This window comes from Mesorhizobium sp. WSM4820 (assembly GCF_055811075.1).
Genome location: NZ_JBVVQN010000007.1, coordinates 272,167 through 285,304, shown reverse-complemented (window position 1 = coordinate 285,304; position 13,138 = coordinate 272,167). Strand labels below are relative to the sequence as shown.

The window sequence follows — 13,138 nt, the reverse complement described above, 5'->3', positions numbered from 1 at the left end:
CAGAAGAGAGATCGGTCTTGGCGGCAATCATGATTCTGCTTGCGAACTTGCCTGTTCCCGCCAAGGTTGCGGGACGCAAAGTCCGGGTCACCCGGCGCCTTAACCAGAGGTTGCGTGCATTTCTGATCACTGTCCTATCGATTGCCGCGATGGCGCCGGCGCAGGCCCAATCGAATAGCGGTTATGACCCACGCAGCTGGACTTACGATCCGGCAAGAAATGTGCTGGTCTCCCCTTCCGCTCCCGACCAGCCTTCCGATGCAGAAACCCGGCGCGATTGGTCGGCAATCCCGAGGGAGATCGTGCATTTCAGCGAGGCTCAACCGAAAGGATCGATCGTCATCAGCACCACGGAGCGGCGGCTTTATTACATTTTGGGCAACGGCAGGGCGTTGCGATACGCGGTTGGGGTTGGAAAGGAGGGTTTGGAGTGGTCCGGCCGCGACACGATTTCGAGCAAGAAGACCTGGCCGGATTGGCGGCCGCCGGCCGAAATGCGATCCAGGGAAGCGTCAAATGGCCGCTTCCTGCCTGCCCATGTCGAGGGAGGACCGAACAATCCGTTGGGCGCGCGCGCATTGTATATCGGCAACACGCTTTATCGCGTCCACGGCACCAACCAGCCATGGACCGTCGGACAGGCCAACTCCTCCGGTTGCATTCGCATGACCAATGATGACGTCATCGATCTTTATAACCGCGTGAAGATCGGCAGCCAGATCATTGTGCGGCATTGATGGCCGTTCCCGAAAGCCGCAAATGAGTGATTCCCAGTCGTGATACCTTTCAACATCAAGCAGCTCGAAACCTTTCTCCTGGTGGCGACCTTCGGAAGCTTTCGCAGGGCGGCTGAACGCCTGAATACCACACAGCCGGCGGTGTCCACCCGAATTGCCGGGCTGGAGGAAGCGCTTGGCGCCAAGCTGTTCGAGCGGCAGAGCAGCACGGTCAGGCTGACCGCCGAGGGACAACGGCTGCTGCCGCCTGCCCAACGGGTCCTGCGCGTCGCCGAGCGGCTGCAACTGATGGCCCGTTCTCTGTCAGAGACTTCAGAGACGACCAGGGTGCTGAGGCTTGGGGTCGCCGAAACGATCGTGCACACCTGGCTGCCGGATTTCCTCACGGCACTGAAGGCAAACTTTCCGCTTGTCGATACCGATATCGTCGTCGATGCGACGACGACCCTTCGCAACGAACTCATGTCACACCGGCTCGATCTTGCGGTGCTGATGGGCCCTGTCCTGGAGTACAGCATCGAGAATATCGAGATGCCGTCCTTTCCGCTTGTCTGGGTCTGCTCGCCGCAATTGGAATTGCCCAACCGGCGCAAGGTGACGCTGAACGACCTGATGCAGTTTCCGATCATCAGCTACGCCCGCACCACGCGACCCTACAGCGAACTCTACCGCAAGCTCACCGGCGAATTCGAAGAGACGCCGCGCATCTTTCCGGCCAATTCGCTGGCCGCTTCGATCACGATGACACTCAACGGGATCGGCATAGCCTCGCTGCCCGAGGGAGTCGTCCAGGACTATCTCGCAAGCGGAAAACTGCGCATCGTCGATTGCGAATGGCACCCGTCCGACCTGCAGTTTACCGCCTCCTACTCTTCCGAACCCTCCAATCCGATAGCGGAGCGGGCGGCTAAGCTGGCCGGCTGCGTTGCGCATGCCTATGCCGCGAGAACCGACAAGCTTAGGCCCGCGGTTTCTCAGCCGACCAGGGTGGCCGGCAGATAGATGCGGTCGCCCGAGAAGATCACATCCGGGCTCAGTATATGATCCATGTTGAGCACCACCGTCTCGGCCACATCCGCGGAATGGGTCCTGGCGATCAGGCGAATGCTGTCGCCGTTCTTGACCTCGACCCACTGGTAGCCGTCTTGCTCCAGCGTTGGATTGGTGCGGCCCGCAGGATTGCTGCTGCCGTCGGCATGCGCCTCGACATGGTCGCCGGAAACCCAGCCGCTATGCATTTCGCCGTCCGGCCCGAAACCTTCGACCGGTATCCAGGCCTCCCCTGACTGATCGGTCGAAGGCCCGGCGGTCTGCTCGACGAAGGTGCCGGCTTGCAGAACCGTCACCACGGTCGAATCCACGTCAGGCTGGGTCCGCAAGTTCAGGCCGTCATCGGCCAGCACGACAAGTTGTGGGAAATCTTCCGGCGGGATCTGCGGCGCGTCTGGCACATCCGAAGGATCATCGGGTTGCTGGGACGAGGCATCGCCATCCGGCTTTTTTGGATCGGCTGGAGGGGTCGGCTTCGCGGCCTCCCAAGGCTCCGCGAGCAGGGCGTCCAGCGAGAAGAGAAGCATTCCAACGCCGAAGGTGATGCCCAGAGTCCACCGATCCCATGCAGCCCATTTTTTGTCGGACTTTTCCGCCGCCGCGATATCAGCATCGGTTCGCGGCACTGAACGGCTATTCATCCGGTCCGTCCTTCTGGCCGACGCATAGAATTCCGCGCAGCCGAACGTGAACATGGTGCCGGCGACTGTGGCGATCGGCGCCGGCCAGGACTGCACCGTATAGAAGGCGCAGCCAAGCACATAGCCGGGTCCAGCCAGATATTCGGCCAGGTTTCGGATCACCGGCCTGCCGGTGAACGTCTGCAGCATCGACTTCGTGCCATAGACGATGTTGCCGAGCGTGAACGTGCTGTTGACGACAAGATCCTTACCCTGGATCATCCCGGTCGCGGCGCCTGGCGCTGCGGCAATGAATGTGGCTCCGCCGAGCGCGTTGAGGAACCGCCCAAACGGCTTGTGACTTGCGGTTGCGTTGGGGAAGAGCGCCTGCGCCCCGAAAACGACGCCTCGCACGCCAAATGCCACCGCTCCGGCGGTGGCGGTCCAGGTTGGCGGCAGCGAGCTCCACAGCATGTAGGACGTGCCCGCCATGGTGCCGAAGGTGTCCAGCGCAGCCTGATATTCATTGGTCCGCGAATAAACCAGCGCGCCTTCCACAAGCGTCCGCTGATCCGGCGTCATCGAGTTTTTGTGGGTCGCCCGAAATGTCGTCAGCTGCAGCACCGAGAGCGCATTGGTCTGGTCCACGCTCATCCACTCGAACTGCTCGAGCGTGAACTTGCGAAACTGGCCGGGGCTCATTTCCCCGTACTGTTTTGGTGTCACCGCTTCGATCTGCAGCTGGGTCATGGCTTCAGTGTGGTGGATCGTGAAGGCACCCCATTGATCGCGGGTCAGCACCGGAATCTGCTTCTCGGTCAGCCACGGCACCTGCTTGGGATCGAGCTTGGCCACGTCCACGGAATCGATCACGGTTTCGGAGATCGCCGGAACCTGGCGCTCGGTGAGGGTCTTCAGCAACCCGGCCTCGCCCAGATCCTTGAATTGCTGTGACGTGAACTTCGCGACCTGGCTGGGCTTGAACCATGGACCCTGACGCGCTTCCAACTTCGACATGTTGACCAGCTCGACCATGTCTCCTTTTATCGCCTGCAACTGTGGTTTCGTCAGGTGAGGCGTCAAACCGGTCTTGCCGAAATCCCGGAACTGCTGGTCCGTCACATTCCGGATGTGGCCCTCGGTCAGCCAAGGAATCTGTTTCCCGTCGAGGCCAGCAATATTGACCTGGCCTATCTTTGCCTTCGGGATACCACGCAATTGGCTTTTGGTCAGATAGGGCAGCAAGCCGGCCTGATCCATGTCGCGGAACTGCTGTTCCGTCAGCTCGGCCACCTGCTCGCGCTTGAGCCATGGAATCTGGGTCGGCTGGAAATCGCCCATGACGAGATCTGGCACCTGGTCAAGCGGGGTCGCTCTGACGCCATCTCGGGTGAGCGGTCCATTGTTCGGAGCGGGTTGGCCCTTGTTTGCTGGTGCGGCAGCGCGCGGTTCACCCACGACGTGCGATGCGTTGGATGCAACATCGCCTTCGTGGCCCGGCGCGACATTCGCTGCCTGATATGCCGCGTCCGCGAAATGTCCGTAGTAGTCTGAGTAGGTGCCGCCGTCCGCAATGCTCGGCTCCATGCTCCCGTAGAGCGCCGCCATCTCGTGGACAGCCTGGGTGCGGTCGATCTCGCCGGCGGTGAAGCGGTCATAGATATCGGCCTGCGCCTGGTCGGCTCGCAGCGCGAGATTCGGCTTGCCGCCGTTGGCAGCAAGCTCATCGGCTACGATGTATTGAACCAGCGCCGCTTCGCCCTCCGACTTCAAGCGAGCGTCTACGTTTGCGTCCCGATGGGCTTGGCGGTTCGCGAAATCCTGAGGCAGCACGTCGATCGGGGCGTCGGTCACATGCGACAGTTCATGGCTGAGCGCATCGACGAATCCAGCGACGACCGCGTCATTGTCCGCGGCCGGCGTGCGGAACATATCGGCATCCACGGAAATCACGTCGAGCGATCGGTCCAACCCTGATCCGGTTGCAGTCAGATCCTGTTCCAGGCTCGGATCGAAAATCCGCAGATCGCGCCGCGCCGGATTGACGATGCGCACGCCTTTCGCGTGGGCATTCCGCAAGAGTTCCATCATCTCGGGCGACCGGCTGACCTGATCGGCAAGATCGGCCCTCATCGCGGTCATCTCGGGCATGCCAAGATCCTGCTGGATCATATCGTCCAGCATGCTCGATGCTTCCTGGCGGTTGGCCGCAATCTCAGCTTGTGTCAGCGGTTTTGCTGTCGACGGTCCCCACGACCCTTCAGCCGCCGGGCCCTGTTCCCGTCGCGGCGCCGGACTCCTGGGCACAATCGGGCCGTCGCCCGCCGGGGCCGGTGCGATGTCCGGGGGCGGCGAATTGTGCCGCACATCCTGCTCGAGCAGCCGGTTGAGGTAATGGGCCTGCGTGGGCGTCAGTTCGCTGCGGGCCTGCTGGTCCATCTGTTGCCGCAACGCCTTCCAAGCGGGCCTGCTCATGCCATCTGGTCGTCCGCCGGCGGAGGTGAGTTGGTCCGGATACGGCGCCACGCCCAGTTCCGGGAACACATCCAAGACGCGCTGACCAGCGAACCTCAAATCGCCGTGCGGCGATGCCGCAACCTCGGCGAGATAGGCGTCGAGATGCTGCAGAACGTCCGGCGTCAGTCGCCCCCCCGAAGTGTCCAGCGCGGAGAAGACCTTTTGCGCGCCTTCGGAGGATCCGGGATGCGCGCGGGCGGTGCGGGCATGCGGGACGATATCCTTCCTCACCGAGCCGAGTTCCACCGTCGTTAGCGGCAATGGCCCATAGTTCACTGCGAGACCGGCGCCGTGGTCCGTGCGGTCCAGGCGGTTGAGCGGCCCGGCGCCCGTCTCGCGCGGAACGCCCTCGAAGGCGGGGCTGCCGCGCCAGGGTTCCTTGCCGCCTCCCAAGGGCGCAATGACGTTGTAGTTGCGGAAGAGGAGACGATCCTCGAAACCAGGCACCTTGCCTTCGGAGCTATAGTGGCTGGCGCCACCTCTCGCCGCCTCCTCCCAGAAAGAGGCTGCTCGTTGGCTGAGCGGGCCAGGCTCCCTCTGGGTATATCCCGGCCGACCGCCTTCGCCGCCGAGATAGCGCAGCGTGCGATTGACGTAGGTCCCACTCACAGAGAAGCCAGCGATGGATAGTGAAACGCCAGTGGCTTTTTCGCTCTGGAACGTGTTCTTCGACAGCATCGGCGCCGATGCGACCCACTGGGCGGAGGGAGCCGCCGCCTCGTCATAAGCGAAATTCGGCCGGTATCCATTGACGAAAAGTTTCTGGCCGTTCGCGTCGTTGGGGTGGACCGGGAGCAGGAAACCGGTGCCGTCCGGGCCATTGTTCTTCAGGCTGAGCTCGCCATAGACCTGCCGGCTGGGCAGCGGCACTTTGAGGCCGATGCCGAGTATCGATCCGCCGAGAGTGATCGTGCGGCCGTCGGGGCCGAGGATCCACCCGGCAGCCTGGAGGGCGCCGTTGGTCGCCACGTCATTCAGCACGGGGCCGCCCAGGACATTGGCTTCGTGTTCCTGCAGGAACCAGGAAACAGTGGCGCGGTCGGACCGCCAGACCCCTTGCGCATCGGTGAAGAATGTCGGGGCGCGCCACGAACTCGCCTTGTCGGCGTCCAGCAACCGTTCCAGCAGGACGGGCACCTCGCTGTTGATCTCGGTCCCGGCCTTGGGCTTGCTTGCGGGCAGCGCGTTCTCCAGTGCGCTCGCGAGCGACTGCACCGCGGGGTCCGCGGATTTCTGCTGGTTAGCGGCGTAACCGCGCATCTCTCGCCAAAGATACGGCGTCCAGGTATCGTGGCCGGACAGAACCTTCTCATTGTAGCGGCCCTCCGGCGAAAGATCGCCGGCGGGTTTGAACGAAGAGCCCGGCTGAAGCTTCGGACCGTAGACCCACGTGCTGCCGCTGTCGGCCTGCAGGACCTGCATGAGCGCATCCTGCTGCGCGGCGGTCACCGCCTTGCCGGGCTTGGTGGCCCGCCCCTTGAACAACGGCGAGGCGGCATTTGCCGCGGCGGCAAGGTTCGTATCGGTGGAGCGTGACGCCGCCTTGAGGTAATCGCCGACGCTGCCACGGCCGGCATCGGTCCAGCCGGCTTCTCCCGGCAGCGCCCCGGCGGTAAGGAACTGCTCGCCGCCGGTCAGTCTGGCGTCGGACGACAGGCCGAGTTGGTCGATCACTTCTCCCGGCGACAGATGCGGCAGCTTGCCCTGCGCGCTGAACACCTGGAGGGTCGTCAGGCCGTTCTTCGAAAGCTGGCCGGCCGGCTTGGAGCCGGTGAACAGGCTGTTGCGGTCGGCGTTGAGCATTTCGCCAAGCGCATGATGCTGAGCCGGCGTCATCTCCGTGCCGGACTGAGGCAGGCTCCTGCCGCCGAGCTGCACCCTGGTCATGGTCACCGCATCGCGGACGACAGGATCGCTGGAACGTTCGAGGGAATTGAGGTAGTCGCCGACGAGCTCCAGCTGCTCGGGCGTCCATGTCGGCGCGGGCGTCGCGGCATCGTCGGGAAGCGCCGGCAAGGTCGTGGCCAGGGTTTCGCCGAGCGCCGAGCGACGGCTGACTTCCGGATTGTCGGCAGGTTTGAACGTATGGACTTCCCGTGCCGGGGTGTTGACCCTGAGCTGGCCGTTCGGCGTGGTTATCGAACCGCGCTTGGCGCGCTCGACGGTCTTGCCGGAACCCAAATAGCCGGCCTCCGTGGCATGCTCGCCCAATGGGACGATTTCGGGGACGATGTCGCGGGTCATGCTCGCCTGCGGGCCGGCGACGACGACCTTGGCCGGCCGGTATTTGCCGTCGGCCTCGACATAGATGTCCTGTCCGGCGGTGACGCCGTCCTGCGCAACCGGCCGGTGATAGATGCTGTCGACCAGTTCGCCGAGCTTCGGATAGTCATAGCGGGGTTCGGTATTCGCGTAACGCGTGCCGATGCGCCGCAGGCCGGCTTTGACTGCAGCGATCGTCTGGCCGAAGCTGTACGGGTTTGACGAGCGATTGTTGATGACCGGCGTGCCGTCGGGGCGAACCGGGCTGGGGTGACCGGTGTCCGTCACGGCCGGTGGCTCGGTGCGGGCGTTCGGATCGGCTGTCCAGCGGCCATCGGCGCCGAGATAAAGCACCGGCAAGGAAGGGTCGAGCTCGACAGCAGCCGGCACCGACTCCGGCGCGGCCGTGATCGCCTTGGGTTCGGGTATGGCGACAACACGCTGCCCTTCCGGCAGGTTGAAATCGACGAGCATCTCGCCGGTATGGCGGTTGCCGACAGTGTAGCGCATCAACGGCCGGGTCCCTTCGGCACCACCTTCCGACGGCTTCGCTCCGGAAGGGCTCGGCGTGCCGGTGAACGTCTTGGTCGCCGGGTCCCAGACGAGCCGCGAACCGCTGTCGGCCGGGTGCGTCGTTGCGTCGCCGCGGGCCGGCGGAACCACGATCGGATCGCCGTCGGCGGGGACATTCTGCTCACGTGCGCCCTGGGCGTCTCGGTTGCCGGGATTCTGGGGATCGCCGCGCTCGCCCGGGGCGCTCGGCCCCTCGTCGTGGGCGCTGACAACCCTCCCCTCGATAACGGGGTGGCCAGGATCGTGGAAGACCAACTCGTCAGTAGCACGATGGACGCCGTCGGCGCCTTGCTCATGCACGACCATCGGCCGCGACGATTGTCCGCCGCCTGATGGATCACCATTGCCGCCGGGCGGTGGATTCGGCCCGTCGGACTCACCGGCCGGCAGCGCCCGCGGACCGGTTGGCCGGTTAGCCGGACCGGTGTTGTCAAACCCATCCCGGGCGCCGAAACCGGCTCCCTGCTGGCCGGACGTTTCGCCGGCCACTTCGCCCTCGATGATGATCTCGTTCGGATCCGGCATGACCTGCTCGCCGGTCGGCTTGTAGACACCATCACTGCCCATCTCGTAGACGGCTCGCGGTTGCGGCCCCGATTCCGGTCCGCCAGGAAAACTGGCCGACGTATGAGGTCCACTGCGAGTTCCGCCCGCTCCTGGCATGTTGTACAACAGCGAGCGGCCGCCCAGGCCTGTGCCGACAGTGCCGACGCCTATGCCGACGATCGCGTTGGCGAGCTCGAGCATATTCATATCGCCCTCATGCACCAGCGCCGCCAGATCTTGCAGCGATTTGCCGAGCAGCGGAACACCGGTAGCCACGGCGGCGGCATCGAGGTCCCATGCTGCGGCGGGCAGCTTGCTGCCGCTTTGCATGAACGCCGAGACCTCATCGGCATACTTGGCCTTGTCTACCTTCACCTGGAATTTGCCGATGCCCCAGCTGACCTCCTTCATGTGGGTCATCCCGAAGCCGCCCGCGAAAGCCTGGCGCCCGGACAGGCCGGTCTTTGCCAGGCCGTACGTGCGCAGGGCGCCGGCGCCCACGGGCAGGAATGCGGTTACGCCGGTCGCGACATTCCAGGCCGACTGGCTGTCGAAGTCGCCGCCCTGCAGGAGGTGATCACCCTCTTTGATCAGAGCCTTGCCGCCAAGGATTGAACCGGCGCCGACGGCGATGGGAATGGCCCATTGGCCGCCCGGCACGAACGAGACAATGGTTGCGGCGCCCGCCAGAAGGCCCAAGCCTATGTCGCTGGCCTTGTCCCAGAAATCCACTTTGCGTGCGTCGGCCACTTCGAGTTCGTCGAGCGAAAAGCCATCCTTGCCGAGCGACATGTCGCCGCCCTTGGCCATGACCAGGTTGCCTTTGTCGCTGAACAGGCGATTCTCGTGCTGGAATTCGTCGAAGCTGCTGTAGTATTTACCAGCACTGTCGACATAGCCGGCCTCGTTGCCTCCGCTCTTGATCGCGAACAGGGCAGTCGATGATTCCACCCCGCCATCAAGCGAGAAGATCGGCACGATCTTGACCTCGGCGTCGTCGCCGGCGCGGTCGGCGATTTCGTCGACGACCTTCTCGACTCCCTCGCTCGATGGATCGAGGCCAAGGGTCTGCGCAACCGTACCGCTGAGTTCGCCGGGCGCATAGGGCTTGTATTCACCGGTGAGTCCGGATTCATAAAGGTTCTCGAACCGCACCCGATAGCCAGCCATCGCCTGATCCTGGCGTTCTTCAAAATACTGGTTTTTGAGTTTCGCCTCGTGCTCCTCCGAACCATATTCGAGAAGCTTGGGTTGGCTTGCCGAGAAAGCGTACCAGTCGCGCCCCGCCACCATCGCCGGCCGCACGTTTTGTTCCCAGTCCTCCAATCGGTCCTTTTGGGTTTCCGCCTGGTCGCGATTGATTTCCGCGGCGGCGACTTCGGGGGACACCCACAGCTTCTGGCCGTCCATCTCGATCTGGACCGACTTGCCGCTTTCGCCGATAGCGCCCGGCCCCTGCGCTTCGTAGGCCGCGGCAACCTCCGGCGCGACCCACACGTCGCGGCCGCCCACCGTGACCTTCACCGCCGTCTCGCCCGGCTTTAGGGTGCCAGCGGGCGCCTCGACCGTCCCCGGCCCGTGGTCGGTGATCGCCTGGTCGCGCGCCGCCGCCGCGTCGACGAGCGCAGTCCTCGCGTCTTTCAGTGCGGCATCAAAATTGTTGACCTGGACGTCGACAATCTTCGACCTGGCCGCGTCCAGCGCCGATTGCGATCCGTTTGCATTGGGTGTGCATACCGGCGCCGACGACGTGTCCGTCGAGGCCAGCATCTCCTGCCACTGCTTGTTGAGCGGATCGTCCCGGAAATCCTGCCTGATGCCGTCGTCCTTGAGGTCGTAGGTCAGGGCAGATTTATGGACGTTCGTGTCATCGCCGTTCTCGTCGGTGAACGTGGCGTTCTCATAGACGGTCACGACAAAGAGCTGGCCGTTCTCCTCGACGATGTCCTGCGACAGGATCTTGCCGGTAAACTCGCCGCGGCCATTGGTAAAGCCTTTCCAGTCGAAATGGTGCGGGTTTCGTTCCCGCGCCTGCGCAAGCAGTTGCTGCTTGAGAGGCTCCATGGTCACGGCAAGATCCGCCGCCGCTTTCTGCGCAATCCCATACTGCTGATATGCCTCGGCCAAGGTCACCTGATTGGCCGCGCCCCCCTGGAGCGCCTGCAGACCTTTAAGCCGCTCTTCGATGGCCGTGTATTCGGCGGTTCCGGGCTTGGCATCGGTCAGCTTCAGCTCGAGCTCGGTCGAGGCGACCAGCTGGTCGACGGTGGCCTTGTTGCCATTGGCGGTGTGCAGCGCCGAATCGATAAGCAGCTGGGCGACCCCGGCATGCTCGGCCCTGGCGTCCTGGTTTGCTTCCTCCGGGCTGGGACTACCCGGGCTACTGACGGAATCCTGGTTGGGATCGCTGATCGCCGGCAGGTCGACCTGTTTGTCGATGGCGTCGAGAAGGCTCTGCTGACCCGCCGCGTACTGGTCCGTGGCCGTGGCGGCAGCTTCGAGCGCGCTGTTGGCGAGGCTCAGCCGTTCCTGCGCTTCGGCCAGCGTACCCTTGGGTTCGGTCGGCTTCAACTCCAGCCCATAAGGCGCCAATGTGTCGTCGAGCGCCGCTTCGGCGGCTTCCATGGCCCCCTTGTAGGCGGGGTCCAGGGCGTAAACATCGAGCTGCGCCTGGCTTTGCACGGAATTTGCCTGCGCCTCGCCGTGGCGCGACACAGCGACGTTCTCGGCCGCGATCGCCTTGGCCACCTCCGGATCGAACCACTGCCAGGTGCCGTCCACTATCAGCGGCACCCAGTTGCCGCCTGAAGGCGCGGTTGCTGACGGCGGTTCGCCGAACGGGCCGACCGAGATCGGCGTGCCCTCGAGCTGCGGCGTGGCGGGGACGGGCTTGCCATAGGCTTCCATCGCAGCGACCACGGCCTGCTGTTTTTCAAGCGCGTCTGTGGTCAGCTCCGGCGTCGCCCCGCCGAACATGCCATCCAGCGCCGTCTTGACTATCTGGTCTTCCTTGGCCTGTTGCAGGTCACTGCTGTTCGGGTTGATGTCGAACAGCAGCCCGGCCAGCGCCTGTTGCGCGGTGCCGGCCGCGATATCGGTGACAGCGCCGGTCGCAGCGTTGGTCAGCGTGATCTTGCCGTCCGGCGACGTGGTCATCGTGTAGCCGTTAAACGTCACATTGACGGTGGTCCTGGTGGCGCCGTCGATCACCACCGTCTCGCCTGGACGAATAAGGTCGGGGTCGCGCGGCGTGGTGAACAGTTCCGGATTGCTTTTGGCGAGATCGTCCAGCGTCACGCCGTTGGCCTCGGCGATGTCGCTCAGATTGTCGCCCGGCTTGACGTCGTAGTCGATCGGCTCGCTGTCGTTCAGCGTCTCGACGACGGTCTCGGTGCGTCGGCCATCCTTGTCCACGACGATCGTCGTCTCGGTGTTGTTGACGGGGTCGACGATGGTGGTGGTTTCCTCGCCGGTCTCGGTGTTGCGCTCGGTCTGCGTAGTCACGCCGTTGCCGTCGACCTTGTTGGTCGTCTCGGTGCTTCCCTCGGTGACCGTCGCCGAGCGCGAACCGTGGTGGTAGTCGTTGTTGTAGGTGGCGGTCCTGCCGGTATTCGGATCCGTGACGACGATCTGCAGGGTCTCGCCAGGGTCACCGCCCTGCGTCACCTCGAGGCCGGCGGCGTTCATTTCGGCGATCACCTGCTCCGGCGTGAGCTTGCTCGCCTCGGCGATCTCGTCGATGCTTTTGCCGGCGGCAAGCTGTTCCTCGATCGCCGGCACGCCCGAGCCGTCCGCCGCCTGCGATTGCGCCAAGGTGGTCACTTCGCCGCCCGGAGCCGTAACCGTGGTTACCGGCAATGACGGGCCGCCGGCGGGCGTCACCGTTTGCACGGTCGAGCCGTTCGGCAGGTTGCTGGTGACGGTGACGGCGCCGTCACCACTGGTTTCGGTGGTTGTGGTTTCACGGGTCTGGGGATTGGTCGTGCGTTCGGTGACCGCGCCGTCGCCGAGATCGTCCACGAGCGTCGTCGTGATCGCGCCGGTCTGCGCGTCGACACTGGTGGTTTCCTTGCGGCCGAGATCGTCACGGATCGGCGATGACGTCGCCTGCATGCCGGGGCCGGTCTCCTGGGTGTAGTAGCCGCCGTGCTGACAATCCTGGTTTTCGGTGATCGTGCGGTCTCCGGCGGTGATCACCACCGTGCGGGTGTCGCCGTTGGCATGCTCGGTCGCTACCGCCGTCATGCCGCCGGCATTCAGAGCCGCCACCACATCCTCGGGAGCCACGCCCTGCTCGGCGGCGATGTTGTCGATGCTTTTGCCACCATCGATCGCCTTGAGGATGTCGTTCGCCTTAACTTCTGGCGCCTTGACTTCTGACGCCTTGACGTCCGGCGTCTTGACTTCCAGCGCCTTGACTTCCGGCGAAACGACGCCGCCGCCGCCGAGATCCTGCATCGCGAAAAGCGCTGGCGCGGCTGTGACGCCGCCGTTGGCCATGGTGACCGCGGCAGGCAGTTCCGGTCCTGGCTGCGCCGGCGGAGTCGGCTGCGGCGCCGGGGCAGTCGGCTGCGCCGTCGTCAGTTCCGCATTGACCTGCGTCAGCCGCTGGCGGGCGCCCGCGGCCGCGTCGACCTCGCCCATCCTGTTGGCGAGCCGGATTTCGTTTTGCAATTTCGTGGCTTCCGCCCGCAGCCGCGTAGTCTGCTCGGCCTGGGCCTTTGGATCGACCCTGGGCGGCGGCGGCGGCTTGACGGTGTTAATCGGGCGGATCATCAAACAACCTCCGAAGCCGGTCCAGTCCTGGTTCAGGCAGTCTGCCTGCCGTCAACG

3 protein-coding genes are annotated in these 13,138 nt (G+C 64.3%); 2 read left to right on the top strand and 1 reads right to left on the bottom strand.

Going from position 1 to position 13,138, the window contains the following annotated elements:
* The first annotated feature begins 29 nt into the window (after window positions 1–29).
* Together AC0L2R_RS14330 and AC0L2R_RS14325 are read left to right on the top strand one after the other, a co-directional pair.
* On the top strand, window positions 30–737 hold the full coding sequence (locus AC0L2R_RS14330) for a L,D-transpeptidase (protein ID WP_473509701.1): 708 nt from the start codon (window positions 30–32) through the stop codon (window positions 735–737).
* A 39-nt stretch (window positions 738–776) separates the two neighbouring features.
* A complete protein-coding gene (locus AC0L2R_RS14325) occupies window positions 777–1,739 on the top strand; it encodes a LysR family transcriptional regulator (RefSeq protein WP_473509699.1) in 963 nt (320 codons plus the stop codon).
* Here the strand turns inward: AC0L2R_RS14325 and AC0L2R_RS14320 are convergent.
* Window positions 1,712–13,081 (bottom strand): LysM peptidoglycan-binding domain-containing protein, encoded by an 11,370-nt coding sequence (locus AC0L2R_RS14320; RefSeq protein ID WP_473509697.1) that lies wholly within the window; start codon window positions 13,079–13,081, stop codon window positions 1,712–1,714. The two genes, AC0L2R_RS14325 and AC0L2R_RS14320, sit on opposite strands and share 28 nt — an antisense overlap.
* Window positions 13,082–13,138: the final 57 nt, after the last annotated feature.

Bases quoted from the DNA above. Each gene is read 5' to 3' on its own strand.
- AC0L2R_RS14320 (WP_473509697.1), bottom strand. From the start codon at position 13,081: ATGATCCGCCCGATTAACACCGTCAAGCCGCCGCCGCCGCCCAGGGTC.
- AC0L2R_RS14330 (WP_473509701.1), top strand. From the start codon at position 30: ATGATTCTGCTTGCGAACTTGCCTGTTCCCGCCAAGGTTGCGGGACGC.